Origin of the sequence: Amycolatopsis sp. NPDC026612, assembly GCF_040638285.1 — a bacterium.
GTDB lineage: Bacteria > Actinomycetota > Actinomycetes > Mycobacteriales > Pseudonocardiaceae > Amycolatopsis.
Genome location: NZ_JBEZYB010000044.1, coordinates 1 through 25,299, shown reverse-complemented (window position 1 = coordinate 25,299; position 25,299 = coordinate 1). Strand labels below are relative to the sequence as shown.

The window sequence follows — 25,299 nt, the reverse complement described above, 5'->3', positions numbered from 1 at the left end:
GGGCGTGCGAAACTGTCGGTGGCGGTCGGGACACTGTCCGTGTGCTGAAGAGACTGCTCGATCTGCTGATCCCCGCCCGCTGCGCTGCCTGCGGAGCCCGGGGTGAGCCGTGCTGTGCGCGGTGCGAGGGTGTTTGGGGCGCGGCGAGGGAAGTGGAGCGCGCGCCCACGGCGGGGCTGGTGCGGGTGTTCGCGCTGTCCCGTTATCGCGGTGCAGGCAGGCGGTTGCTGATCGCGTACAAGGAGCGCGGCCGCCGCGACCTGGCGCCGTCGTTGGGGCGGGTGCTGGCGGAGGCGCTGGTCGTGCTGCCGCTGACGGAGGCGGATCCCGCGGTGCGGGGCGGTGCTCCGGCCCGGCCGATCTGCCTGGTCCCGGCCCCCAGCCGCCCGTCGGCAGCGCGAGTACGCGGCGGCCCGCACATCGAGCGTTTGGCCAACACCGCGGCCGGCGTCCTGGCGGCGCGGGGCATCGAGGTCGTGGTCGCCCCGGCACTGGAGCTGGCCGGAGCCGCCCGCGACGCGGTCGGCCTGGGCCGCGAGCAACGCATGGCCAACCTCGCCGGCCGCCTGCGGTTCCGCGAGGCAGGACGCCCCTCACCGGGCTGCCACATCGTGGTGCTGGACGACGTGGTCACAACAGGAGCCACCGCGGCGGCGTGCACCACCGCACTGGCGGCGGCGGGGTTTACGGTCTCCGCCGTCCTGACCCTGCTGGCCGCCGGCTGAACCGGCCCCGCTCTTCGCGGGACGCGAAAGGACGGTTCATGAGACCACTGTGACGCTTGCGCCGGAAGCGCGCAGGCTGACCGGTCGGGGCGGGCCGCTTTGCCTTGGCTCGGCTTGCCGGGGCTTGGCTCGGTCCGCACTGCCGCTCTTGCCGGGGCCACTGGACTGGCCGCTTCGGCCGGTCGGGGCCGCGTGTCCCGGCCGCCCGATCGGCTAAGCCCAGGCCGGCCGGGGCCGTTTTGGTTCGACCTGCCCTGCCGTCGCCCCGATCTGCCCGACCTGCCGTGCGCGGCTCGGCTCTGGCGGACTGTCCGGCCCCCAGCCCAGCCAGCCCGGGCCCAGCCAGCCCGGGCCCAGCCAGCCCGAGCCCAGCCAGGCCGGGCCTGGCTGCAACCCGCCCCAAAACACAACCGTGGTACCGGTTCCGCACCCCACCCATCACCAGCCCAAGAAACCAGAGGCAGAACCAAAGACCTCCCAGCCCCAGCGCAAAAAAAGCCCCCAGCCCCACCACCTCGCCGCGCCCGGGTGAACGCCGCGTCACCTACACGAGTGACGTCCGCCGGGAACGCGAACGGACCGGCGCCCGTTGTCCGGGCATGAGGGTGCCGATCACGATCACTCGGCCGCCACACCACTCCACCGGAGTGGCGGCTGTGCCGAACCGGGCTGTCACCCTCGGCGTCCACCGTCAGGCAGCGATGCGCCGTCCGTGTGAAAGCACGGCCACCGCGCCGCGTCCGACCAGCGGGTGTTTTCTGATGCCCACTCCGCGATCACTGCGCGGGGTGACGGAGTCTCATCCCCTGACATCCCCCGGCTCGGGGGCTGTTGTAACGGGCGTGAGGAAGCTAACGTGCTCCGCAATCAGCAATCCCCGCAGGCAGGGAGGTGACGAGCCCATGTCCCTGGCGCCGGAGGTGCGCTGAGTGCGCGTTCGGGCATCGGCACGAGACGTCGTGGACCGTTCCCGAGTTCCTTCTCAGCCCGCGATCCGGGCTCCGTCCCCGCAATACCGGCGCCGTGTGTGAACACAACAGCTCGCAGTCATCTCAGCGAGGGAGGTCGTGTATGGACATCGTCGTTAAGGGCCGCAACGTGGAGGTGCCCGACCACTATCGGGCGCTTGTCAGCGAAAAGCTGGCCCGCCTCGAGCGCTACGACAGGAAAGTCATCCGGTACGACGTGGAACTGTTCCACGAACCCAACCGACGCCAGGCCAAGAGTTGCCAGCGCGTCGAAATCACCGGAAAGGGGCGGGGCCCGGCCGTACGCGCTGAAGCGTGTGCCGCCGACTTCTACGCGGCGCTCGATTCCGCAGTCACCAAGCTGGAAAACCGGCTGCGGAGGACACACGACCGGCGGCGCGTGCACTACGGTCGCAGCCGCCCGGAATCGGTCGCGGAAGCGACCTCGGCACTGCCGGGTGGTGGTTCCCCGGCCGCAGCCAGTCCCGCCGCGCGTACCGCGGTGTTGGACGCACCCGAAGCCGAACCGCAGTCGAACGGCTTCGCGAGTGCCGAAGAATTCCACCTGCCCCAGCAGCAGAGCTGGGCCGACGACGACCTGGGTCACCAGCCCGGCCGCATCGTCCGCGAGAAGCAGCACACCGCGGAGCCCATGACGGTGGACCAGGCTCTCTACGAGATGGAGCTGGTCGGCCACGACTTCTACCTCTTCAACGACTCCGACGCGGGCCGGCCCAGCGTGGTCTACCGGCGGAAAGGCTTCGATTACGGCGTGATCCGGCTCGGCTGAGCCGGCTCGAAGGAGGCTTTCGCGGAGGGTCCGCACGCGCTCGCGTGCGGACCCCTCCGCATGTCAGGACCCACGGCGTGTGCACACGGCGGCCCCTGTTCCCTACGATGGGGTGGGACGGTGGCGCCGAGCACGGCTGCCGCCGCGGGAGAACCTGCCCGGGACCGGCCTGGGCGCGCTCATGATCAGCTAGTGAGGTCGACCGGATGGTGCTGAACCGCCTGCTCCGCGCGGGTGAGGGCAAGATGGTGAAGCGGCTGCGCAACATCGCCGATCACATCAACACCCTCGAAGACGACGTCAAGGACCTGACCGACGCCGAGCTGCGGGCCAAGACCGAAGAGTTCCGCAAGCGGAACGGCGACGGCGAATCCCTCGACGAGCTGCTGCCGGAGGCCTTCGCGGTCGTCCGCGAAGCGGCCAAGCGAGTGCTCGGCCAACGCCACTTCGACGTCCAGTTGATGGGCGGCGCGGCGCTGCACCTCGGCCAGGTCGCCGAAATGAAGACCGGTGAGGGCAAGACGCTCACGTGCGTCCTCCCCGCCTACCTCAACGCCATTCCCGGCAAGGGTGTCCACGTCGTCACGACGAACGACTACCTGGCCAAGCGCGACTCGGAGTGGATGGGCCGCATCCACCGCTTCCTCGGCCTCGAGGTCGGCGTCATCCTCTCGGAGCAGCAGCCGGACGTGCGGCGCTCCCAGTACAACGCCGACATCACCTACGGCACGAACAACGAGTTCGGCTTCGACTACCTGCGCGACAACATGGCGTGGAGCCTGGACGACTGCGTCCAGCGCGGCCACTACTACGCCATCGTCGACGAGGTGGACTCGATCCTCATCGACGAGGCCCGCACGCCGCTGATCATCTCCGGCCCGGCCGACCAGTCGTCGCGCTGGTACGTCGAGTTCGCGCGCCTCGCCCCGCTGATGCAGGGCATCGACACCACCACGATGGGGTCGCGCGAGCGCGTCGAGAAGACGAACCTGATCAACTCGAAGTACCACTACGAGGTCGACCAGCGGAAGCGGACCGTCGCGGTCACCGAGAAGGGCGTCCGGTTCGTCGAGGACCAGCTCGGCATCGACAACCTGTACGAGGCCGCCAACACCCCGCTGGTCGGGTACCTGAACAACGCGCTGAAGGTGCAGGAACTCTTCCACCGCGACAAGGACTACATCGTCCGCAACGGCGAAGTCATGATCGTCGACGAGTTCACCGGGCGCGTGCTGCACGGCCGCCGCTACAACGAGGGCATGCACCAGGCGATCGAGGCCAAGGAAAAGGTCGAGATCAAGGCCGAGAACCAGACCCTCGCCACGATCACGCTGCAGAACTACTTCCGCCTCTACGGCAAGCTGGCCGGGATGACCGGTACGGCCGAGACCGAGGCCGCCGAGTTCCACCAGACCTACAAGCTGGGTGTGGTGCCGATCCCGACGAACCGCCCGATGGTCCGCCAGGACCAGCCGGACCTGATCTACAAGACCGAGGAAGCGAAGTACGAGGCCGTCGCCGAGGACATCGCCGAGCGGTTCGAGAAGGGCCAGCCGGTGCTGGTCGGCACCACGAGCGTCGAGAAGTCCGAGCGGCTGTCGAAGCTGCTGGTCAAGCTGAGCGTGCCGCACGAGGTCCTGAACGCGAAGCACCACGATCGCGAGGCGCTGATCGTCGCGCGCGCCGGCCAGAAGGGCGCCGTCACGGTCGCCACGAACATGGCGGGCCGCGGTACGGACATCGTGCTGGGCGGCAACCCCGACCTCATCGCCGACCACGTGCTGCGCGAGCGCGGCCTGGACCCGGTCGAGCACTCCGAGGAGTACGAGGCCGCGTGGCCCGAGGTCCTGGAGCAGGTCAAGGCGGAGTCCAAGGCCGAGGCCGACGAGGTCCGCGAGGCCGGCGGTCTGTACGTCCTGGGCACGGAGCGGCACGAGTCGCGCCGGATCGACAACCAGCTCCGCGGCCGGTCCGGCCGTCAGGGCGACCCGGGCGAGTCCCGCTTCTACCTGTCGCTCGGTGACGAGCTCATGCGCCGCTTCAACGCGACGATGGTCGAGCGCGTCATGACGACCATGCGCCTGCCCGACGACGTGCCGATCGAGCACAAGATGGTCTCCAAGGCCATCAAGAGCGCGCAGACCCAGGTCGAGCAGATCAACATGGAGCAGCGCAAGGACGTCCTCAAGTACGACGAGGTGATGAACGAGCAGCGCAAGGTGATCTACGCCGAGCGCCACCGCGTGCTGGCCGGCGAGAACCTGCGCGAACAGATCGAGGGCATGCTCGTCGACGTCGTCAACGCCTATGTGGACGGCGCGACGGCCAACGGCTACGCCGAGGACTGGGACCACGAGAAGCTGTGGACGGCGCTGAAGACGCTGTACCCGGTGAGCATCGAGTGGGACGACCTCATGGAGGACGGCGACCTCGACGCGAGCGCGCTGCGCGAAGCGCTGGTCCAGGACGCCCGCAACGCCTACGACAAGCGCGAAGCGGAGATCAACGCGCTCGTCGGCCCGGAGGGCATGCGGACCCTGGAGCACCAGGTGATGCTGACGGTCCTCGACCGCAAGTGGCGCGAGCACCTCTACGAGATGGACTACCTCAAGCAGGGCATCGGGATGCGGGCGCTGGCGCAGCGCGACCCGCTGATCGAGTACCAGCGCGAGGGCTTCGACATGTTCCGCGCGATGCTCGACTCGCTGAAGGAGGAGGCCGTCGGCTTCCTGTTCAACCTGCAGGTCGAGCGCGCCGAAGCGCCGCCGGCCGAGGACGCCGCCGCGGTGCCCGCGGGCGTCCCGTCCGGCAACGGCCAAGCGACGGAAGGCCGGCACGCGCGTCCGGCGCCGCCGCAGCCGCCGACGACCGACACCGAGTCCGTCCCGGCCGCGCTGCGCGGCAAGGGCCTCGGCGGCGGTGGCCAGCCGTCGGGCGTCACGCTGTCCGGACCGGGCGAGGACGGCGAGGTCGAATCCCACGCCGACGGCGGGGCGCAGGCCGCCGGCGGTGGCGGGGCGTCGTCCCGCCGGGATCGTCGCGCCGCGCAGCGCGACGCCCAGAAGAAGGGCAAGAAGGGCCCGCGTCGCTGACACGGGTCCGACCGGGGCGCGCGGTTCTTCCGCGCGCCCCGTTCTCGTGAACGGGGGATGGTCGTGTCGTCGTCGGTGGATCCACAGGAGTTCTTCGCGCTGTTCGCCGCCGAGCGGCGACCGGACCCGTACCCGCACTACCGGCGGTGGCGGGAGAGCAGGCCGGTGGCGGTCCTCGGGGAGCGGATGTTCGTGATCAGCGGCCTCGCCGAGGCCACGCAGGTGCTGCGCGACCCGGCCTTCGGGCACCCCGAACCCGAGTACCTGGATCCGGCGGACCGGCTCCCGGACCAGCCGGTCGACGAGTCAGGACGCGTGGTCCGGGCGTTCCTCTCGCTGAACCCGCCCGACCACACGCGGCTGCGGCGGCTCGTGGCGAAGGCGTTCACGCCGCGGATGGTCGAGCAGCTCGCGCCGCGGATCGAAGAACTCGCCGCGGAGCTGATCGAGCGCGCGGGGGACGAGTTCGACGTGATGACGGCGCTCGCGAAGCCGTTGCCGGTCGAGGTGATCGCGGAGCTCCTCGGCGTGCCGCTGGACGACCGCGAGCAGTTCGCGGCGTGGTCGCACGCGATGGCGCGGGCGCTGGACCCGCAGTTCCTGCAGAGCCCGGAGACGGTGGAACCGGCGGTCCGCGCGCGGCAGTCGTTCGTGGGCTACTTCCGCGAGCTGGCCGAGCAGCGGCGCCGCGAGCCGGGGGAGGACCTGTTGTCGGCGCTGGTCGCGGTGTCCGACGCGGGTGACGTGCTGAGCGAGGGTGAGCTCCTGGTGACGCTCACGCTCCTGCTCATCGCCGGCCACGAGACGACGACGAACCTGATCGGCAACGGCGTCCTGGCGCTGGTGCGCCACCCGCACGGCTTGAAACCGCTGGGCTCGGACGGCGAGAACGCGGCGCGGGTGGTGGAAGAGGTGCTGCGCTACGACTCGCCGGCCCAGCTGACGGCCCGCACGGCCCTGGGTGACACGGCCCTGGGTGCGTTGGAGGTGCCCGCGGGCAGCCAGGTGATCATCTTGATCGGAGCGGCCAACCGCGACCCGGCAACTGGCCCCGCACCGGAATCGTTCGACCCGGCCAGGGAGCCGGGCCGCCACCTGGCGTTCGGCCAGGGCATCCACTTCTGCCTGGGCGCACCCCTGGCGAGGCTGGAGGCCCGGATCGCGTTCCGCGAACTGGCCCGGCGCCGGCCGGGACTGGCGTTGGCCGGAACTCCGGAGTGGAACCCGACCACGACGCTGCGTGGCTTGTCGACCTTGCCGGTGGGGCGCTGAAAGGTCACCTCCAGGGCCGCGAATGCGCTGAAGGTGACCTTTCAGAGACGCCCGGCGGTCGGCGGTGCGCGGGCCTCACCTCCCCGCGTCACGCCGCTGCCCGCCGGCTCGGGCTACTCGGCTGCTGCGGTTTCAACAGCGCGAAACGCACACACCGCCAGCCCGTCGGCGTGCGGTTGAAGCGGGCCGCCAGTGCGAACGACCGGCCGTCCGCCTCCACGCGGGCGCACGCCTCGACCACGTCCGGCACCGGGGTGCACGTGTGGATCGTCTGCGTCCGGTGCCGTGGCCGCGGCAGGCGTGGCCCGCTGAGGCCGGCGTAGACCTCCGGGGCCACCAAAGCGCGGACCTGCGCCGCCGGGCGGCGGCCGTCGTACGCCTCCAGCAGCATGTTCAGCAGGTGGCCCACCTCGCCCGCTTCGAGCTGCCTCGGCGCCGGGCACCGCGAACCGCCGCGGCGGTGCTCCCGGGGTGTCATCTCTTCCGGACCGTCCGCCCGGCGAGGTGCCTCGAAGTGGATCAACGTCCGCAACCGGTGTTCCTCGATCATTTCCTCCCCTCCCTGGCTCGGCATTCAGCCGTCTCCTGGCCTTAGAGGGGGAACGGGCCGAAAAGGACACGGGAATCGCACGATCCGGGCGAGAACCGGGGAAGCCGTGGATTCCCGGCTGCCGATGCGCTACGACGATCCACGTCCGCGTTTGTTGCGCTCTGCGAGACAACGCGTTGCCGCCCCGGCTATGGTATGCCGGGTGCTGAAAGGGCTATTGGTCGATTTCGCCGGAGTTCTCACCGATCCCGACGCAGGCCGGTTCTACGACTATCTGGCGGCCGCACGCGAGCGCGGCGTCCGCACCGCGCTGCTGTCCAACGCTCCGGGAGCATCGGACGAGGTCAAGAACACGATGTCGGACTATTTCGACGCACTCGTGTTTTCCGGCGAGGTCGGTGTGGCCAAGCCGGACCCCGCGGTCTACCTGATCGCGGCCGACCGGCTCGGGCTGCCGGCCGCGCGCTGCGCGTTCGTCGACGACTCCGCGACGAACATCCGCGGCGCCGTCCAGGCGGGCATGGTCGGCGTGCAGCACTGGTCGGTCAGCGAGACGCTGGACGAACTCGCTGTGCTGTTTCCGGCGGGGTGAAGGTCAGCGCGCGCGGCGGACCAGCTCGAACGACAGCACCGCGGCGGCGGCGGAGACGTTCAGCGACTCCACGTCGCCCGGCATCGGGATCGACACCCACTCCGTGACGAGTTCGCCGACCTCCGAGCCGACTCCGGCCGTCTCGCCACCGAGGACGAACGCCGCGCGCTGTGGCAGGTCGACGTCGAAGATCGTCGCCTTCGCCGAAGCGCCCAGCGCGTAGAGCCCGTAGCCGGCTTCGGTGAGCAGCTCCGCGGCCTCGCGCGCCGACCCGCAGCGCAGCACCGGCGCGCGGAACGCCACCCCGGCCGACGCCTTGACCACCAGCGGGTCCAGCGCCGCGACCCCGCGGCGGGGCACGATCACGCCGTCCAGCCCGGCCGCGGTCGCCGTCCGCAGGATCATGCCGACGTTCGCGGGCGTGGTGATGCCGTCCAGCAGCAGCACCCGCGACGGCGGCTGCCGGTCGGCCAGTGCCGCGGAAAGAGCTCGCATCCGCGGCGCGACGACGTCGGCGAGCACGCCCTGGTCCTGCTTGCCGTTGCCGGCGAGCACCTTGACCCGGTGGGCACTGGCGCGCTGGACCGGCACACCGGCGTCCTTCGCCGCGCGCTGGATCTCCGCCGCGCCGGGGCCGCGGGCGGTGTCGGCGAGGATCACCTTGTCCACCCGCAGGCCGTCGTCCGCCAGCGCTTCGAGCACCGGCTTCCGGCCGTACACGGTCAGGAAGCGGTCCTTCGGCGAGATCGTCGACTCATCACCCACACCCAGCAGTCTCGCATCATGAAAGGATCGGCCCATGCCCGACCGCCTTTCCGCACTGGACGCCTCGTTCCTCTACGTCGAGGACCACGCGACCCCGATGCACGTCGGCGGCGTGGCGATCTTCGAGCGGCCGCGCTCCGGGTTCAGCCACGCGCAGCTGGTCGACCTCATCGGCGGGCGGCTGGCGTACCTGCCGCGGTACCGGCAGCGCGTGCTGGAGGTGCCCGGCCACCTGGCGCGGCCGGTGTGGGTGGACGACGTCGACTTCGACCTGAACTACCACATCCGGCGCTCCGCACTGCCTCAGCCGGGCAGCGACGAGCAGCTGTTCGACCTGGTCGCGCGGCTGATGTCGCGGCGGCTGGCGCCGGAGCGGCCGCTGTGGGAGGCCTATTTCGTCGAGGGGCTGGCCGGCGACCGGGTGGCGCTGGTGACGAAGACCCACCAGTCCGTTGTGGACGGTGTCGGCACGATCGACCTCGGCCAGCTCATCCTCGACTCGACGCCGGCCGAGCCGGAGCCGTTCGAGGACATCTGGACACCGCGCCGCGAGCCCAACCGCACCCAGCTGGTCCTGGACGCCATCAGCGAGGGCGTCCAGCGGCCGGGCGAGGTCGTCGAAAACGTCCGGTCCGCGGCGAACGACGCGTTCGCGGCGGCGGGCAAGTTCGCCGAGACCGTCGGCGGGGTGGCGTCGACGCTGCGCACGCTGGTGAGCCCGGCGCCGCCCGGGCCGCTGAACGTCCGGGTGTCGGGAGGCCGCGTGTTCGCCGTGGTGCGCACGCGGCTGGAGGACTTCCGGAAGATCCGCGCGGCCCACGGCGGCACGGTCAACGACGTCGTCCTCGCCGCCATCACCGGCGCATTGCGCGAATGGCTGCTTTCGCGCGAGGAACAGCTGACGCCGAACACCACGATCCGCGCGCTGGTACCGCTGGCGGTGCGCGACGCCGAGACAGCGGAGTTCTCGACACCGGCCCTGATCGGCAACCAGGTCGCCGCGTACCTGGTGGACCTGCCGGTGGGCGAGCCGAACCCGGTGCTGCGGCTGCAGCACATCGGGCACGCGATGGCCGAGCACCTCGACTCGGGCCGCTCGGTCGCCGCGCGCGGGCTGCTCAAGGTCGGCGGCTTCGCCCCGGCTACCCTGCACTCCCTCGGCGCACGAGCGGCGGGGTCGCTGTCCGGGCGCATCTTCAACGTCATGGTGACCAATTCGCCGGGCCCGCAGATGCCGATGTACGCGGGAGAGGCCAGACTGGTCGAGATGTTCCCCGTGATGCCGCTGATGCGCACCCAGGCGCTGGCGATCGGGGTGACGTCGTACCACGGCGGCGTCTACTTCGGACTGAACGGCGACCGCAAGGCCGCTTTCGACGTCGACCTCGTTGCCGGGATGATCGAAGAGTCCCTGGAAGAGCTGAAGGGTGCGCACTGGTGAGGGTCTATCTGCCTGCGACCATCGCGATGCTTCGCGACCTCGAGTCCTCGGGGGAGTTCCGCGCCCGCAGCGGGACGGCGTTCGCGCTGACGCCCGCTTTGCGCGAGGCGTACTCGAGCGGTTCGGACGAGGAGCTGGAGTACGCGGCGCTGCTGGACGCGGCCCGGGCTTCGCTGCGCCTGATCGCAGCGGAGGAGAAGGGCGAGCCGCGCCGGGTGGTGGTTTCGGCGGACGTCGAGGGCGTGACGTTGCGGCCGGACCTGGATGCCCCGGTGGTCCGCATCGGCGGCCCGATCCCGCTCAAGGCGGTGGCGGCGATCCACGTGGACACCCCCGAGGCGGCGGACGCGGTGGCGGCCGCGGCGGCGGTGATCGACGCGGCGGATCTGGGCGATCCGGACGCGGAGTTCACCTTGGGCGACGCCGAGGACCACGAGCTGGCTTGGTACGCGCCGCAGGAGCTGCCGTTCCTGCTGGAACTGCTCTGAGTTGCCGTTGTCCACAGGCGGGGTCGCCTGTGGACAACCGCGGCTGAACCGGGGGTGCGGCCGGGGGTGGCCGGTAGACTGGACTTGGGGACGCCCCCCGGGAAGGGCGGGGGCTTGGTGTGGCTGGCGGCTTCACGCCGTCGCGTCCGGCCAACTCACCGCCCGGACCGGCCAACTCACCGACGTTCCCGGTGAGTTGGCTGTTGCGGGCGGTGAGTTGGCTGTTGCGGGCGGTGAGTTGGCCGGTCCGGGCGGTGAGTTGGCCGGTCCGGGCGGCGAGTTGGCTGTTGCGGGCGGGCAGGTGGTGCCATCGGCGAGCGGGAAGTCGCGCGGATTCGGCGGCTTGGGTCCTCGGGCGGGTCCGGCTGGGGGTTTCGTGACGTTTCGGCGGCGGCCGGCCGTGGAGGCCCGCCCCCGCGATCGACTTTGCCGGGGCCCTGCCGGGGAAGGGCGGGGGCTGTCCGATGAGTTGCCTGCCGCGGACGACCTGACTACCCCACCTCTCCCGCCGGCGGCGGCCGGACGTCGACCGGGGCGCCCCACTCCGTGTACCGGGTCGTGATCCGCGCCTGCGCGCCCTGGAGGATCGGCGAAAGGTCGAGCACGATCTGCAGCGGCCGGTGTGCGTCGTCGAGCCAGAGTTCCACCGGGAACCTGCCGCCCACCCGCCCAGCCGCGTCCGAAGGCAGGCCCGCGGGCAGATCGGTGCCCAGGCGAGCCAGGTCGAGGTCGACGCGGTAGTGCTCCGCCGCCACTCCGCCCAGGTCCGTGCGCTCGGCCGCGACGATCGTGCCCGCCGTCCGGATCTCGCCCAGCGTGTGCGCCGGGTCGTTCTGCGCGGCCAATTGCGTCAGGCTGCCGCCGAGCACCTGGGAAAACGGGTCCGTGCCGTCCGCCGCGACCACGACCCACGGCTTTCCCGCGCCGACCTCGTCGCGCGAGCCTTCGGGCACCTTCGCGTACAGCTTCCCCGCCACCAGCCGCAGCTCCAGCGGCTCGCCGAGGAAGTCGGTCGTCATCACCTGGGCCGTCCCGCCGGCGCCGAACCGTGCCTGGCCCTGGCCCTTCGAACGGACCGAGCCGACGGCGACGTCCGTGCCGAACTTCGCCGAGCCGCCGCTCGTGGTGGCCGCCGTGGCGGCGTCGGCCAGCGCCCGGGCGTCCTCGAACGCCGGGGGTGGTGGCGGATCGGAGCACGCGCCGGCGAACAGGGCGAGCAGCAGCACCGCGGCGGCTTTGCGCATGGCGCCAACAAAAACACAGCGGCTCCCCCGAGCTCGTTCGGGGGAGCCGCGGTGACTCAGCGTCGTCCGGTCAGCGACCGGCCTTCTTCATCAGCTCGCCGAGGTCGACGACCTGGTCGGCCGGCGGGGCCGCCACGTCGACCTGGGTGCCCCAGTCGCTGTACTTCATCGTGAACTTCGCGTCGCCGGTGCCCGGCAGGCCCATCGCCTGCATCATCGGGCCCTGGTCCATGGTCACCTGCACCGGCAGGTTGTCCTTGTCCAGCCACAGCTCGGCCGGGATCTTGATGTCCTTGCCCTTGATCATCTCGGTGAACTTGTCGCGTGTCGCGGCCGGAACCTGGCCGGTGAACTGGTCGACGGCCTTGGCGACGTCGATCTCGACCTTGTAGTGGTTGACCTGCTCGCCGTTCAGCTCGGTCCGGTCGGACGAGATGATCCGGCCGGCCGCGGAGATCTTGTCCAGGATCTTGCTCGGGTCGCTCTGGTCCGCGGACTGCGACAGCGCGCTTCCCATCGCCTGCGAAAGCGGGTCGGTACCGTTCGCCGAAATCTTCGCCCACGCCTTGTCGGCGCCCATCTGCTGCTGGTCCTGGGCGGACAGCTTGATGTACATGACCTGGTCGACCATGCGCATCTCGGTGGTCTCGCCGCCGGTGGTGCTCGTCATCGAGAACTTGGTGTTCGCGCCGTCGAAGGCCATCGCGCCGGTCGCGCTGAGGGTCTGCCCGGCGGCCGAACCCGTCATGCTGAACTTCGCCGACTTCGACTTCGCGGTGCCCTGCTTGGACGCCGAGGCCAGCTGGATCGCGTCGGTGAACGGCGAGGCCAGGCCACTGCTGCCGACAGCCTGGGTCTGCCCGCCGGCGGCCGGTTCGGCGGTGCCGGTGGCGGAGTTGCCGCTGCACGCGGTCAGCGTGAGCACCAGTGCGGCGCCCGCGGCGAGCAGGGTGGTCTTGCGCATCGAGTTCCCCTCGGAGTCGGATCTTCCGCTCGGCATATCGCCTGATCGGGTGGTTGGTGACCGATGTGACGATGCCGAGCGGGCGCCGGTTCCCGGTGCCTCAGGATTCGGTGGCGCGGATCACCTCATGGCCGCCGCGGGACGCCAGCAGGCGCCGCAGGGATCCGAGCCGCTCGGGGCTCGCCTTGCCTTCGGTGACGACGTCGTCGAGCGCGCAGCCCGGGTCTTCGGGCGCGCCCAGGTGCCCGCAGCCGGACGGGCACTCCTCCGCGGCTTCGGCGAACTCCTCGAAGGCGTCCACGATGTGGTCCGCGGTGACGTGGGCGAGCCCGAACGACCGCACGCCCGGGGTGTCGATCACCCAGCCGCCGTCCGGCAGCGGCAGCGCCACGGCCGCGACGGACGTGTGCCTGCCCTTGCCGACTCCGCTCACCACGCCGACGGCCAGGTCGGCGTCCGGGACCAAGCGGTTGACCAATGTCGACTTGCCGACACCGGAGTGGCCGACCAGCGCCGTCACGCGGTCCTTCAGCAGCTCGTCGAGGCCTTCGGGCTTCTCGTCGAAGCGGCTCACGATCGCCGGGATGTCGAGGCCGGCGTACCCCGCCAGGAGCTCGTCCGGGCTGGCCAGGTCGGCCTTCGTCAGGCACAGGACCGGCTCGACTCCGCCCGCGTAGCAGGCGACGATGCAGCGGTCGATGAAGCCGGTGCGCGGCGGCGGGTCGGCCAGCGCGGTGACGATCAGCAGGCGCTCGGCGTTGGCGACCACCAGCCGCTCGAACGGGTCGGTGTCGTCGGCCGTGCGCAGCAGGGAGCTGCTGCGCTCGTCGACCCGGATGATCCGCGCGAGGGTGTCCGGCTTGCCGGAGACGTCACCGACGATGCCCACCCGGTCGCCGACGACCACCGGCGTCCGGCCCATTTCGCGGGCCCGCATCGCGGTGATCACCTGGGCCGGATCGGCGTCGATCGCGCAGGTCCAACGGCCGCGGTCCTTGCCGATGACCATGGCCGTGACGGCGTCGGCGTGCTCGGGACGGCGCTTGCTGCGGGGGCGGGTGCCCTTGCCCGGACGCACGCGGACGTCGGACTCGTCCAGCTTGCTCCAGTCGTTGCGCGCCAAACCCGTCGTCCTCTCGTGTGCCGGTGCCCACCCGAATGATCCCACGCCGCTCGCCACGGCCCTGGCGTGCGTGTAACGATGGCGTCCCGGACCGTTCTGCGAGGCAGGAGGAGGTTGGCCATGTGCGGCCGCTACGCCGCCACGAAGGACCCGGCGAAGCTGATCGAAGAGTTCGAGGCCATCGACCTCACCGAGGGGCACGCGCGCGCCGACCACAACGTGGCGCCGACGAAGAACGTGGTCACCGTGGTTCAGCGGCACCCGCGTGACGAAGACGGCGAGGTCCTCGAGGACGAACCCGCCGAGCGCTCGCTGCGGATGATGAAGTGGGGCCTGGTGCCGTTCTGGGCCAAGGACCCGTCGGTCGGCTCGCGGATGATCAACACAAGGGCCGAGACGGCCGCCGAGAAACCGGCCTTCCGCCGTGCGCTGGTGTCGCGCCGCTGCCTGGTCCCGGCCGACGGCTGGTTCGAGTGGCGCCGCACCGGCAAGGAGAAGGAGCCGTTCTACATGACGGAGCCGGACGGCTCCTCGATCGCGTTCGGCGGGATCTGGGAGAGCTGGCGGCCGAAGGACGACGACAACGCGGCGCCGCTGATCACGTTTTCGATCATCACGACCGACGCCGCCGGCCAGCTCACCGACATCCACCACCGGATGCCCCTGATCGTGCCCCGCTCGCACTGGGACGGCTGGCTGGACCCGGACCGCGAAGACGTCACCGGCCTGCTGGTGCCGACGCCCGAGGACATCGTGGCGTCGCTGGAGCTGCGGCCGATCTCGAGCCGGGTCAACAACGTCCGCAACAACGGGCCCGAACTGCTGGAGCGGGTCGAGCCGGCGCACGAGGGCGCCCTGTTCGACGTGCCGAAGTCATGACGGCCATCCCGATCGACACCGCCTACGGCCCGGCGCGGGTGTACCTGCACTGCGCCGAGGAGGGCGTGGCGGTGCTCATGCTCGGCCACGGTGCGGGTGGCGGGCTCGCGGCGAAGGACCTGGTGGCGGTGACGCGGGCGGCGCAGGCGGCGGGCGTGCACGTGGCGCTGGTCGAGCAGCCGTACCGGGTCGCGGGCCGCCGCGCACCGGCCCCGGCGAACCAGCTGGACACGGCGTGGCTGACGGTGGCGGACGACCTGTCGGCCCGCTTCGACGACCTCCCGTTCGTGTTCGGCGGGCGCTCTTCGGGCGCCCGCGTGGCCTGCCGGACGGCGGCGGCCGGCCAGGCGGTGGCAGTCCTGTGCCTGGCGTTCCCGGAGCACCCGCCGGGCAAGCCGGAGAAGACGCGTCAGCCGGAACTGGACGCGGTCGAGGTCCCGGTACTCGTGGTCCAGGGCTCGCGCGACCCGTTCGGGTTACCGGCGGCGGGGCCGCACCACGAGATCGTGGTGATCGACGGGAACCACAACCTGTCGACGGACCTGGAGGCGGTGTCCCGGGCGGCGACGGAGTGGCTGTCCCGGGTGCTGCGGCCGCTGGCCTGAGCCGGTCCGTGACGGAGATCCCGCTCACCGGCGGCAACGTCAGCGCCGGCGTCGTCCGGGTGGGGAACACCGTGCGCCGGCCGGCCGGGCCGTGGACGCCGTCGGTGCACGCCCTGCTCGAGCACTTGCGCTCGGTGGGTTTCCGCGGCGCGCCCCGGCCGCTGGGCCTGGACGAGCGCGGCCGCGAGGTGCTCGAGTTCGTCGCCGGGGACGTGCCCTGGCCCGGCCACGTGGACCTGCTGCGGCCGGACACCGCGGTGGTGGCCGTCGGCGAGCTGATCCGCGGCTTCCACGACGCCGTCGCCGGCTTCGACCCGCCGGGCGACGCGTCCTGGCAGGTGCTCATCCCCGCCGACGGCGCCGAGATCATCGCCCACCACGACCTCGCGCCGTGGAACCTCGTGGTGGGCGAGCGGCGCTGGGCGTTCATCGACTGGGACACCGCGGCGCCCGGCACCCGGCTCTGGGACCTCGCGTACGCGGCGAACGGCTTCGCCGTGCTGCCCGAGCGCGTGACGACGACCCAGGCGGCCCGCCGGGTGCGGCTGCTGGCCGACGCCTACGACCTCGACGAGGGACAACGCCGTGAGCTGGCGCGGCTGCTCGGCCCGCGCGCCCGGTCGATGCACGACTTCCTGGCCGCGCAGGCCGCGGCGGGGACCGAACCGTGGCTGCGGTTGTGGAATGACGGCCACGGCCGCCACTGGCGAGCGCGCGCGGACTACCTCGCCGGGCACCACGACGTCTGGGTGCGTGCGCTGCTGGCGTGAAACCGCGGGTCAGGCCCCGATCGGCGCCACCACGGCGCTGGTCAGCCGGATCAGCTCGCCCGGCGCCAGTTCCACTTCCAGCCCCCGCCGTCCGGCGGAACAGAACACCGTCTCGAACTTCTCCGCCGACGCGTCGATCACCACCGGCAGGCGGCTTCGGTGGCCCAGTGGCGAGATCCCGCCCAGCACGTACCCCGTCGCCCGCTGGGCCGCCGCCGGGTCCGCCATCTTCGCCTTCTTGCCGCCCGCCGCGGCCGCCAAAGCCTTGAGGTCGAGCTGGCCCGTGACCGGGACCACACCCACCGTGAGCCGGCCGTCCACCTCCGCCACCAGCGTCTTGAACACCCGCGCCCGGTCCAGGCCCAGCGCCTCCACCGCCTCCAGCCCGTACGAGTCGGCCCGCGGATCGTGGTCGTAGGCGTGCAGCGTGTGCGCCACCTTCTGCTTCACCAACAACGCCGTCGCCGGAGTGCCCTTGCCAGCCATGGAGCGGAAGTCTAGGGAATGCTCCGCTGACCCGATCGGTTGTACGGGACGTGACAACAACGCTCGCCACCACACGCTCTCGCAGCCGCCGCAGTTCCCAGGCACCGGCGAACCGCGGCGTGCCCGGTCCCCGCGTAAACTCGGGTCCGCCGTATGCGCGCACGCGCATCGACGCCGAGCGGGAAGGGAACGGTTTGCCGAGCACGCAGAACTCAGCGCCGGAAGAAGCGACCGAGGCCGAGCGCGCCGAGCGCTTCGAGCGCGACGCGATGCCGCTGCTCGACCAGCTGTACTCGGCCGCGATGCGGATGACCCGCAACCCCGCCGATGCCGAGGACCTGGTCCAGGAGACCTACCTGAAGGCGTACGCCGCCTTCGCCTCCTTCAAGGCGGGCACGAACCTCAAGGCGTGGATGTACCGCATCCTGACCAACACCTACATCAACGGCTACCGCAAACGCCAGCGGCAGCCGGTGCAGGCGCCCACCGAGGAGATCACCGACTGGCAGATCGCCAAGGCGGAGAACCACACCTCCAGCGGGCTGCGGTCGGCCGAGGTCGAGGCGATGGACAACCTGCCCGACACCGACGTCAAGGCCGCCCTGCAGAAGCTGCCCGAAGAGTTCCGGCTGGCCGTCTACCTGGCCGACGTCGAGGGCTTCGCGTACAAGGAGATCGCCGAGATCATGGACACGCCCATCGGCACCGTGATGTCCCGCCTGCACCGCGGCCGCGCCCAGCTGCGCGACCTGCTCGCCGACGTGGCGCGGGAGCGCGGCTTCATCCGGGGTGCCCAGGAGGAGGTGGCCGGGCGATGAGCGACATGTGCGAAGGCGCGTCCGACAAGGTGCGCTGCGAAGAGGCGCTCGCCGACATCTACCTGCTGCTCGACCGGGAGTGCAGCCCGGAGCGCGACGCCGCGCTGCGCTCGCACATCGAGGACTGCCCGCCGTGCCTCGAGGAGTACGGCATCGACGAGCACCTCAAGCAGCTGCTGGCCCGCAAGTGCGGCGGCGACCACGCCCCGGCCGAGCTGAAGAGCCGGCTGCGCGCGTCGATCCGCCAGACCGTCGCCACCCGCGGTGGCGTCACGGTCGAACGCACCGAGATCACCCTCGAGCAGCGTTCCGAATAGCGCCTGAGCACGACGAAGGCCCCCGCACCACGGTGTGGGGGCCTTTTGCGTGCCGACGCCGGGTTCAGGAGTTGGGCTTACCGCCGTGGTTCGCGCTGTTCTTCTTCCGGCTGCGACGCTTGCGGGCGCGCTTCGACATGTTCACTCCTCGTCGTCAAAAGTGGCCACGGCCGCGACGATGGCGCCTGCCGGGCTCGGGTCAACCTCTCAAGTGTGGCATGACGCCCCGTTCTGGTTGGATGGGGTGGTCAGGGCGAGCGTGAGGGAGAGGTCGATGGCCGAGAACGAGACGCAGGTGACCGGCTAACCGTGTCCACCCTCGCCGAACTGCTCGCCGACAACACCGGCCTCCCCGGGGAGGCGGCGGACCACCTCCAGACCGTCGTCGCCGAGTGGCAGCTGCTGGCCGACCTGTCCTTCGCGGACTTCCTGCTCTGGGTCCCGGTGACCGAGGAGCTGCAGCCGGACGGCGGCGACTTCGTCTGCGTCGCGCACGCGCGGCCGACGACGGCGCCCACCGCGCACCCCGAGGACGTCGTCGGCACGCGGTTCACGGTGGACGAGCACCCGCAGCTGGCGAAGGCCATGCGAGAGGTGCGGATCTGCCGCGAGGAGGACCCGCACTGGTACCGCGACCTGCCGATGCGGCGTGAGGCGATCCCGGTGCGGTTCCACGACGACGTCATCGCCGTGATGAGCCGCGAGACGAACCTGGCGGCGCCGCGGGTGCCTTCGCCGTTGGAGATCGCGTACCTGGGCAGTGCCGGCGACCTGTGCCAGATGATCGTCGACGGCACGTTCCCGCCGAACGGCACCAACGCCACCGACACCCACACGTCGCCGCGGGTCGGCGACGGGCTGATCCGCCTCGACTCGAGCGGCACGGTCGTGTTCGCCAGCCCGAACGGCCTGTCCGCCTACCACCGGATGGGGCACGAATCCGACCTGGTCGGCACGCGGCTGGCCCCGCTGACGCGGTCGCTGATCCGCGACCCGTTCGACGCGACCGAGGTCTCCCACCGGATCATCGAAGCTCTCGACGGGAAGCCGTCGAGCCGGACGGAGGCCGATTCGCGACGCGGCGCCGTGGTGCTGTTCCGCGCGCTGCCGCTGCGGCCGGCCGGCCAAGCGGCGGGCGCGCTGGTGCTGGTCCGCGACGTCACCGAGGTGAAGCGGCGCGATCGCGCACTGCTGTCCAAGGATGCGACGATCCGTGAGATCCACCACCGGGTGAAGAACAACTTGCAGACGGTAGCGGCCCTGCTGCGGCTGCAGTCCCGGCGGACGACGTCGGAGGAGGCGCGGCTCGCGCTGGCGGAGTCGGTGCGCCGGGTGACGTCGATCGCGCTGGTGCACGAGGCGCTGTCGATCTCGGTGGACGAGCGCGTCGACCTCGACAAGCTGCTCGACAACGTGCTGCCGATGGTCGGCGAGGTCGCCACGGCGGAGTCGCAGGTCGGGCTGTCGCGGAAGGGCTCGTTCGGCGTTGTGGTCGCGGAAATCGCGACGCCGCTGGTGATGGTGCTCGCCGAACTGGTGCAGAACGCCATCGAGCACGCCTTCCCGGCGGGCCGCTCGGGCAAGGTCGAGCTGATCGTGGAGCGGTCGGCCCGCCGGCTGGACATCGTCATCCGTGACAACGGGCGTGGCCTGCCCGCGGGGTTCTCCCTGGAACGTTCGGACGGGCTGGGGCTGCAGATCGTGCGGACGCTGGTGGAGTCCGAGCTGCGGGGCTCCCTGTCGCTGCGGAAGGTGCGGGCGGAGGAGTCGGCTACCCGGGTGACCGGGACGGAAGCCGCGCTGCGCATCCCGCTGTCTCGCCGGCTCTGACCGGCTGCGCCGTACCTGGACGGATGACGCGCGTACTCAGGTGGATGACGTGCGTACCTGAACGGATGACGCGTGGGTTGGCCGTGAGACGTTGAAGGCCCGGCACCAGGTGCGTGGTGCCGGGCCGTTCAGCGCTCGCGGGAGGACTTGAAGTCCCGGTGAGGTTTCGCCGCACCCGTCGCCGGGTGGTTCCGCCTCACTTGTTAAACTCAGACCGGGTAGGTATCGCCCCAGATGGCGGAGACACAGCAGTGCCCGCCGGGAGAATCTCCTGCGCGGTGTGGTGCTCGTGAAACTGTGGTGCTTCGTGAAACTTAAGCGTTGGTCCGCGTGCCGATGTGCGTACGGCGGCGCTTGAGCGCGCGTCGCTCGTCTTCGCTCATGCCGCCCCAAACGCCCGCGTCCTGGCCGCTGGCCAGAGCCCAGGCCAAGCAGTCGGAAGCGACGGTGCAGCGGTGGCACACGGCCTTCGCCTGCGTAACCTGCGACAGAGCCGGACCGCTGGTTCCCACCGGGAAGAACAGCTCGGGGTCCTCGTCTCGGCAGGCCGCGTCGTGGCGCCAGTCCATGTTCGTGAGCTCCTTCATATGACGCGGGAGGGCCGCGCCACAGTCGTCAAATGGCGGTCGTGTTTTTGGGTGCTTGTGAATGCTTTCACGAAGCACCGCGTTCGACAAGGGTTTCTTGAAGATCGGTGAGTCAGGTCACCCGGCCGAGCGACCCCTCTGACCTGCGGTTTCTCTCCGAAACAACCGGCCGAAGGGAAGGTTGATGCGCTGAGTGGAGCTTCTCCGTCGACGAACGGCACCTGGCACTTTGCCGCAGGCGATCAGCGGTCCGGTCGTCACACGATTACTGTGAGTGCGTCCGGGACGCTGAAGAATTCCACTCTGGTCCGCTGGCCGACGAGGTCGCCGTCCACCTGGAAGTTTACCGGTTCAGCTGCGTCAATGCGGATCATCGGCACGTCGTCGTGACGCACGAGACGTCGGCCGCGTTGGTTGCTCTTCGTGGTCAAAGCGTGGCGTACATGCTTGAACACGGTGGGCAACCCCAGACCGTTCAACGCGAACAAACCCAATCCCGTCTCGAACGAGCAACCCGGGTTGAGGTGGATGGCGCGCTGGCCCAGGTAACTCCACGGATCGGTGTTGGACACGAAAGCGGTCAACACTTCGGTGGGTTCCTGGCCGGGGACGCGGATCGTCAGGGCCGGCCGGCCCAGCGGCGGCCGGAAGTAGGACCGGACGGCCGCCCTCAGGTACAGCGCGGCCGTCGTCTGCTTGCCCCGGCGCTTGGCGACCCGGCCGACGACGTCGGCGTCCCAGCCGAGGCCGGAGTTGAAGGTGAACCAGTGCCCGTCGGCCAGTCCGAGCCCGACCCGGCGCGAGCGGTCGTTCTCCAGCGCGTTGAGCAGCTGGTGGGTGGCCTCGACGGGGTCCGCGGAGATGCCGAGGGCGCGCGCGAACACGTTGGCCGACCCGCCGGGTACGACGCCGAGCGCGGGTATCCGGCCGATTTCGGCCGGATCGCCACCGCTTCTTTCGGGGGTCCGGGTGGCGAAGCCCCCGGCCCGGGGCGCAGCCCCGGGTGGCACAGCGTCGGCCAGCAGGCCGTTGACGACCTCGTTGACCGTGCCGTCACCGCCGTGCGCCACGACCAGGTCGATCCCGTCGCGCGCGGCCGAGCGCGCGACGGCCATCGCGTGGCCGCGGTAGTCCGTCTCGACCACGTCGAGCTTCACCTGGCTGGCGAGCGCGTGCGCCAGCACGTCCCGGCCACCGGCGGTGGTCGAGGTGGCCTGGGGATTCACGACGAGGATGGCACGCATTACCGCAGGGTAAGTGACTTCCGTCGGCCCGAGAACCTTCCGGCGCCGCATGGTGACGGGCGCAACGCCGGGGAACAGCACCTTCGAGACCCTGTGCCGGGCGGTCCTCCTTCACGCGCGGGTGTCCGCTCGTCGTGACAAGTGCACCCGGGCCGACCGCCCGCTCATCGACGACATCTGAATTTTCGACGCCCGGGCGGTCCCGCGAAAACGGCCGACCGGGTGGCATACGATCAAAAGAGCTCACGCACGGTGACTCACCCTGGTCGAGTCCACTGTGCTCGCGCAAAGCACCTCGCCAAGTCCGTCGGAAAGCTCGTCCGGAAGGCCGTCGCCGTGAAGCTCTCGCCCGCTCCCCGCGAGGTCCGGCTGGCCGGCGCCGTCACCGCGGTGCCGTCGCTCGCCCTGCTGGTGTTCGGGGTGATCGTGCTGGTGAACGGCCTGGGCTCGCCCGCCCGGCCGGGGAACAACGTCTTCGTCGAGTCGGGCACGTTCATCGTGGTGGCGCTGGCGTTCCTGGCCGCGTCGGCCGGGCTGGTCCTCGGTCAGACGTGGGCGCGCTCGCCCGGTGTGGTGATCGCCCTGATCGTGATCGGGCTCGGCTGGTACCTGCTGGGCCCCTCCGGCGAGCCGCTGTGGGGCGTGCCGATCGCGCTGCTGGGCGTCGCGGCGCTGGTCCTGCTGTTCCGGCGGCCGTCGCGGGCCTGGGCGCTGGACCTGCGCGAAGGTGAGACCGAGACGGAGGCCGCCGAACGCGGCGGGCTCGCCGGCCGCCGCGCCGAGCGCGAAGGCCCCGAAGAGGACTGAGCCCGAATCCAACGTGCCCAGCCCCGCAACTCACGTGATTGAACCCGTAACTCACGTGATCAGCCCCGTAACTCGCGTGATCAGACCCGTGACTCGCGTGATCAGACCCGTGACTCGCGTGATCAGACCCGTGACTCGCGTGATTGGGCCCGTGACTCGCGAGATCCGGCTTCAATCACGCGAGATCCGGGTCTGATCACGCCAGTTACGGGTTTGGTCACGCCAGATCCGGGGTTGGTCACGCGAGATCGGGTGGTTAGGCCTGGGCGGCCAAGGCGTGTAGCGGTGCGTCGGTGAGGCGGTTGACTGTCCACTCGTCCATTGCGACCGCGCCGAGGGCCTTGTAGAACTCCGTGGCCGGGTTCCAGTCCAGCACCGACCACTCGAGCCGTCCGTAGCCGTTCGCGACGCACTCGGCCGCCAGCGTCGCCAGCAGGGCCTTGCCCAGCCCGGAACCGCGGTGGGACGACCGCACGTACAGGTCCTCCAGGTAGATCCCGTGCACGCCGCGCCAGGTCGAGAAGTTGAGGAACCAGATCGCGAAGCCGACGATCTCGCCGTCCACTTCGGCCACGTGCCCGAACACCTTCGGCGCTTCGCCGAACAGCGCGGTGTGCAGCTGCTCCGGCTTCAGGTGGCACTCGTCCGGCGCGCGCTCGTACTCCGCCAGGTCGTACACCAGGCGGACGGCCGCCTCGACGTCGTCGGGGCGGATCCGGCGGATGCGGTCGTCGGGCACGTCAGTCCTCCGTGGGCAGCAGGTTGAGGTGTTCGATCTGGGGTTCGCCGCGCTCGTCGCCGAGCACCGCGATGCCGGCCGCGTCCAGTCCGAAGTGGACGCCGGCCGTGGCGGGCAGGCCGAGCCATCGGGCCACGAGCACCCGGCTGAAGTGCCCGTGGCCCACCAGGATCACGTCGCCGGCTTCGATGTCCCGCCTGGCGCGCGCCAGTACGCGATCCGCGCGGGCGGAAACGTCCGAAGCGCTTTCGCCGCCGGGACTCGGGTGGCTCCAGACCGTCCAGCCCGGCACGGTTTCCCGGATCTGCGGGGTGGTGACGCCTTCGTAGTCGCCGTAGTCCCACTCGGCGAGGTCCTCGGTGACTTCGTCGACGCGCAACCCGGCCAGCGCGGCCGTGCGCAGCGCACGGGCACGCGGGCTCGACACCACCAGCGAAGGGCCGCCCACCAGGCTCCGGAGGGTGCCGCCCGCGGCGCGCGCCTGGCCTTCGCCCGCCGGCGTCAGCGGGATGTCCGTGCGGCCGGTGTGCCGCCCGTTCACCGACCACTCGGTCTGCCCGTGCCGGAGGAGGAAAAGACGGTTGGTCACGCGCCCGAATATATCCGGCGGTTTGCGGGGCGGCTGCCCGTCTGCTTAGCTACTGACCAGTAGCTAAGCCTGAGGAGACCCCGATGTCCGAGACGCAGATGCTCGCGCTGTGGCGGAAGCTGGCCGCGAAGCCGGGTGGGAAACAGCTGTTCAGCGCCGCGCTGTGCGTCCGGGTGCCGTACTTCCGCACGGTGCTGCCCTCGGTGCGCGAGCTGCGTCCGGGGCACTGTGCAGTGACCGCGCCGAAGTGGTGGGGTGTTTACAACCACATCCGCACCTTCCACGCGATCGCCGCCTGCAACCTCGCCGAAATCGCGATGGGCATGCTCGCCGAGGCGACGGTCCCGGCGACGCACCGGTGGCTGCCGAAGGGCATGACCGTCCGGTACATCGCGAAGGCCGAGACGGGCCTGCGCGCGGTGGCGGCGCTGCCCGAGCTGCCGGAGTTCGGCGCCGAAGGCTTCGACCTCGAAGTCCCGGTGACCATTTCGGACACGAACGGCCGGTCCGTGGTCACCGGGACGATCACGATCTGGGTGACGCCGAAGAAGCGTTAGAGCGGCTTGTACTGCACGTACGTCGTCTGCTGGAACCTGTTCTCCCCGGCCGGTGACGGCAGGCCCAGCTTCCGGTCGACGAGCTTGCCGAGCGGCCCGCAGCCGTGGGTGGCGGGCACCGCGAGGTCCGGGTCCACGACGCCGAAGTGCATGGTCGGCGGGGTTTTCGAGATCACGGTCGGCGGCACAGCCGGGTCATCGTGGACGACCGTGTGCAGCACGCCGAGTGCGCAGTCCTTGCGCAGCAACGGGTGCCGCAGCGACGCGTAGACGTCCAGTTCACCGCGTCGCGCGTCGTTGCTCTGGAAGTCCGAGTAGCCGCCGTAGTGCAGCTCCAGTGTCGTGCCCGCGAGGCCCGGGACGACCACCGGTGCGTGCCGCAGCGCCCCGAACTCCTGCGCGTACCGGCCGTTCACCCGGCCTTCGCTGAACGTCAGCCGCATTTCCCCCAGCGGGATCTCCCGGTCGTCGATCGTCAGCTTTCCCTGGGACACAAAGGCTTCGCAGCGCCAGGTGCCCGGGTCGGCGTTCGGCGGCGGGGCCGGGCAGTCGGTGAAGTCGAACGCGGGAAGTTCGTCGGCCGATGCGGTCCCGGCTGTCAGTGCCAAAGCGGCGACCGCGGCCGCCCCCAGTGCGAGAAGTTTCATGGCGGTGAGCCTGCTCGCGCCGCGACGCCGGGACATCCGGGATGGCCCCCAGGGGAGACCCGAGTTTCGTCAGGGGCCGAGCCGGGCCAGCGCGTCGAGGAAGCTGTCGTCGGTGGCCGAGAAGAACTCGGCGTCCGCGGCCTCGACGTCCTTCAGTGCCTTCGCGACCAGTTCGAGGCCGGCCGGTGTGACTTGCAGGCGCTTCGCACGGGCGTCGGCCGGGTCGTCGGCGCGAGCCAGCAGACCGCGGTCCGCGAGCTTGCGGACGACCTGGCTGGTCATCATCGTGTCGGTGCCGGCCTGGTCGGCGAGCTGCCGCTGGGTCGGTGGCTCACCCGGGTAGCCGGACAGGCCCGGCAGCATGATGTCGAGCAGGACGACGTCGAACGAGCCCGTGCTCGCCAGCTGCA

At 70.8% G+C, this 25,299-nt stretch carries 27 protein-coding genes; 15 read left to right on the top strand and 12 right to left on the bottom strand.

Going from position 1 to position 25,299, the window contains the following annotated elements:
* Positions 1-41 precede the first annotated feature (41 nt).
* The 4 genes from AB0F15_RS30505 to AB0F15_RS30490 all read left to right on the top strand — a co-directional run bounded on the left by AB0F15_RS30505 (position 42) and on the right by AB0F15_RS30490 (position 6,847).
* Positions 42-725, top strand: coding sequence for a ComF family protein (locus AB0F15_RS30505; protein WP_360277683.1), 684 nt, complete (start codon positions 42-44; stop codon positions 723-725).
* 1,071 nt (positions 726-1,796) lie between these two features.
* A complete protein-coding gene (gene raiA, locus AB0F15_RS30500) occupies positions 1,797-2,483 on the top strand; it encodes a ribosome-associated translation inhibitor RaiA (protein ID WP_360277680.1) in 687 nt (228 codons plus the stop codon).
* Positions 2,484-2,689: 206 nt separating this feature from the next.
* Complete coding sequence (secA, locus tag AB0F15_RS30495) at positions 2,690-5,575, top strand: preprotein translocase subunit SecA (RefSeq protein ID WP_360277677.1); 2,886 nt, start codon at positions 2,690-2,692, stop codon at positions 5,573-5,575.
* A gap of 63 nt (positions 5,576-5,638) precedes the next feature.
* Positions 5,639-6,847 carry a cytochrome P450 gene (locus AB0F15_RS30490; protein ID WP_360277674.1) on the top strand — a complete coding sequence of 403 codons (1,209 nt, stop codon included), beginning with the start codon at positions 5,639-5,641 and terminating at the stop codon, positions 6,845-6,847.
* A gap of 88 nt (positions 6,848-6,935) precedes the next feature.
* On the opposite strand, the gene AB0F15_RS30485 is transcribed toward AB0F15_RS30490, so the two are convergent.
* Positions 6,936-7,397, bottom strand: a complete 462-nt coding sequence (locus AB0F15_RS30485) for an Rv3235 family protein (protein WP_360277671.1) — start codon at positions 7,395-7,397, stop codon at positions 6,936-6,938.
* Between the two features lie 217 nt (positions 7,398-7,614).
* On the opposite strand from AB0F15_RS30485, the gene AB0F15_RS30480 reads away from it, so the two are divergent.
* The gene (locus AB0F15_RS30480; RefSeq protein WP_360277749.1) at positions 7,615-7,989 is read left to right on the top strand and encodes an HAD-IA family hydrolase; all 375 of its coding nucleotides are present in this window, start codon (positions 7,615-7,617) and stop codon (positions 7,987-7,989) included.
* Positions 7,990-7,992: 3 nt separating this feature from the next.
* Here AB0F15_RS30480 and AB0F15_RS30475 read toward each other — a convergent pair whose 3' ends face one another.
* Positions 7,993-8,754 carry an RNA methyltransferase gene (locus tag AB0F15_RS30475; RefSeq protein WP_360277668.1) on the bottom strand — a complete coding sequence of 254 codons (762 nt, stop codon included), beginning with the start codon at positions 8,752-8,754 and terminating at the stop codon, positions 7,993-7,995.
* A gap of 34 nt (positions 8,755-8,788) precedes the next feature.
* Between AB0F15_RS30475 and AB0F15_RS30470 the strand changes: the two genes are divergently transcribed.
* The gene (locus AB0F15_RS30470; RefSeq protein WP_360277665.1) at positions 8,789-10,195 is read left to right on the top strand and encodes a wax ester/triacylglycerol synthase family O-acyltransferase; all 1,407 of its coding nucleotides are present in this window, start codon (positions 8,789-8,791) and stop codon (positions 10,193-10,195) included.
* Entirely contained in the window at positions 10,192-10,683 is a 492-nt protein-coding gene (locus AB0F15_RS30465; protein WP_360277662.1) for a hypothetical protein, read from the top strand. The genes AB0F15_RS30470 and AB0F15_RS30465 overlap by 4 nt, the downstream gene beginning before the upstream one ends.
* Before the next feature lie 491 nt (positions 10,684-11,174).
* On the opposite strand, the gene AB0F15_RS30460 is transcribed toward AB0F15_RS30465, so the two are convergent.
* The 3 genes from AB0F15_RS30460 to rsgA form a co-directional block, all read right to left on the bottom strand.
* Positions 11,175-11,927: a hypothetical protein gene (locus AB0F15_RS30460; protein WP_360277660.1), complete on the bottom strand. Its 753-nt coding sequence runs from the start codon at positions 11,925-11,927 to the stop codon at positions 11,175-11,177.
* Positions 11,928-11,997: 70 nt separating this feature from the next.
* Positions 11,998-12,891, bottom strand: coding sequence for a hypothetical protein (locus AB0F15_RS30455; RefSeq protein WP_360277657.1), 894 nt, complete (start codon positions 12,889-12,891; stop codon positions 11,998-12,000).
* 100 nt (positions 12,892-12,991) lie between these two features.
* The gene (rsgA, locus tag AB0F15_RS30450) at positions 12,992-14,014 is read right to left on the bottom strand and encodes a ribosome small subunit-dependent GTPase A (protein WP_360277654.1); all 1,023 of its coding nucleotides are present in this window, start codon (positions 14,012-14,014) and stop codon (positions 12,992-12,994) included.
* Positions 14,015-14,134: 120 nt separating this feature from the next.
* On the opposite strand from rsgA, the gene AB0F15_RS30445 reads away from it, so the two are divergent.
* The 3 genes from AB0F15_RS30445 to AB0F15_RS30435 are packed head-to-tail and all read left to right on the top strand — an operon-like array spanning position 14,135 to position 16,268.
* Entirely contained in the window at positions 14,135-14,893 is a 759-nt protein-coding gene (locus tag AB0F15_RS30445; RefSeq protein ID WP_360277651.1) for an SOS response-associated peptidase, read from the top strand.
* Positions 14,890-15,498: an alpha/beta family hydrolase gene (locus tag AB0F15_RS30440; protein WP_360277648.1), complete on the top strand. Its 609-nt coding sequence runs from the start codon at positions 14,890-14,892 to the stop codon at positions 15,496-15,498. The genes AB0F15_RS30445 and AB0F15_RS30440 overlap by 4 nt, the downstream gene beginning before the upstream one ends.
* A gap of 8 nt (positions 15,499-15,506) precedes the next feature.
* Positions 15,507-16,268, top strand: a complete 762-nt coding sequence (locus AB0F15_RS30435) for a phosphotransferase (RefSeq protein WP_360277645.1) — start codon at positions 15,507-15,509, stop codon at positions 16,266-16,268.
* Between the two features lie 9 nt (positions 16,269-16,277).
* Here AB0F15_RS30435 and ybaK read toward each other — a convergent pair whose 3' ends face one another.
* Positions 16,278-16,754, bottom strand: coding sequence for a Cys-tRNA(Pro) deacylase (ybaK, locus tag AB0F15_RS30430; protein WP_360277642.1), 477 nt, complete (start codon positions 16,752-16,754; stop codon positions 16,278-16,280).
* Between the two features lie 194 nt (positions 16,755-16,948).
* Here ybaK and AB0F15_RS30425 point away from each other — a divergent pair, with 194 nt between their 5' ends.
* The 3 genes from AB0F15_RS30425 to AB0F15_RS30415 all read left to right on the top strand — a co-directional run bounded on the left by AB0F15_RS30425 (position 16,949) and on the right by AB0F15_RS30415 (position 19,719).
* Positions 16,949-17,572 carry a sigma-70 family RNA polymerase sigma factor gene (locus AB0F15_RS30425; RefSeq protein ID WP_013229712.1) on the top strand — a complete coding sequence of 208 codons (624 nt, stop codon included), beginning with the start codon at positions 16,949-16,951 and terminating at the stop codon, positions 17,570-17,572.
* Positions 17,569-17,889, top strand: a complete 321-nt coding sequence (rsrA, locus tag AB0F15_RS30420; RefSeq protein WP_360277639.1) for a mycothiol system anti-sigma-R factor — start codon at positions 17,569-17,571, stop codon at positions 17,887-17,889. Before AB0F15_RS30425 ends, rsrA begins: the two co-directional genes overlap by 4 nt.
* Before the next feature lie 309 nt (positions 17,890-18,198).
* Positions 18,199-19,719, top strand: a complete 1,521-nt coding sequence (locus AB0F15_RS30415; protein WP_360277636.1) for a histidine kinase N-terminal domain-containing protein — start codon at positions 18,199-18,201, stop codon at positions 19,717-19,719.
* A gap of 314 nt (positions 19,720-20,033) precedes the next feature.
* Here AB0F15_RS30415 and AB0F15_RS30410 read toward each other — a convergent pair whose 3' ends face one another.
* Complete coding sequence (locus tag AB0F15_RS30410; RefSeq protein WP_003059797.1) at positions 20,034-20,288, bottom strand: WhiB family transcriptional regulator; 255 nt, start codon at positions 20,286-20,288, stop codon at positions 20,034-20,036.
* A gap of 275 nt (positions 20,289-20,563) precedes the next feature.
* Positions 20,564-21,550 carry a diacylglycerol kinase family protein gene (locus AB0F15_RS30405; RefSeq protein ID WP_360277633.1) on the bottom strand — a complete coding sequence of 329 codons (987 nt, stop codon included), beginning with the start codon at positions 21,548-21,550 and terminating at the stop codon, positions 20,564-20,566.
* 336 nt (positions 21,551-21,886) lie between these two features.
* On the opposite strand from AB0F15_RS30405, the gene AB0F15_RS30400 reads away from it, so the two are divergent.
* Positions 21,887-22,357, top strand: coding sequence for a hypothetical protein (locus tag AB0F15_RS30400; RefSeq protein ID WP_360277630.1), 471 nt, complete (start codon positions 21,887-21,889; stop codon positions 22,355-22,357).
* A gap of 256 nt (positions 22,358-22,613) precedes the next feature.
* On the opposite strand, the gene AB0F15_RS30395 is transcribed toward AB0F15_RS30400, so the two are convergent.
* Together AB0F15_RS30395 and AB0F15_RS30390 are read right to left on the bottom strand one after the other, a co-directional pair.
* Positions 22,614-23,096 carry a GNAT family N-acetyltransferase gene (locus tag AB0F15_RS30395; protein WP_360277627.1) on the bottom strand — a complete coding sequence of 161 codons (483 nt, stop codon included), beginning with the start codon at positions 23,094-23,096 and terminating at the stop codon, positions 22,614-22,616.
* Between the two features lies 1 nt (position 23,097).
* Positions 23,098-23,685: an acid phosphatase gene (locus tag AB0F15_RS30390; RefSeq protein WP_360277624.1), complete on the bottom strand. Its 588-nt coding sequence runs from the start codon at positions 23,683-23,685 to the stop codon at positions 23,098-23,100.
* 83 nt (positions 23,686-23,768) lie between these two features.
* Between AB0F15_RS30390 and AB0F15_RS30385 the strand changes: the two genes are divergently transcribed.
* Positions 23,769-24,242 carry a hotdog fold domain-containing protein gene (locus AB0F15_RS30385; protein WP_360277621.1) on the top strand — a complete coding sequence of 158 codons (474 nt, stop codon included), beginning with the start codon at positions 23,769-23,771 and terminating at the stop codon, positions 24,240-24,242.
* Here AB0F15_RS30385 and AB0F15_RS30380 read toward each other — a convergent pair.
* Together AB0F15_RS30380 and AB0F15_RS30375 are read right to left on the bottom strand one after the other, a co-directional pair.
* Positions 24,239-24,889: a hypothetical protein gene (locus AB0F15_RS30380; protein ID WP_360277618.1), complete on the bottom strand. Its 651-nt coding sequence runs from the start codon at positions 24,887-24,889 to the stop codon at positions 24,239-24,241. The two genes, AB0F15_RS30385 and AB0F15_RS30380, sit on opposite strands and share 4 nt — an antisense overlap.
* 69 nt (positions 24,890-24,958) lie before the next feature.
* Positions 24,959-25,299: MarR family transcriptional regulator (locus AB0F15_RS30375; protein ID WP_360277615.1), on the bottom strand; the 341-nt coding region annotated here is incomplete at its 5' end.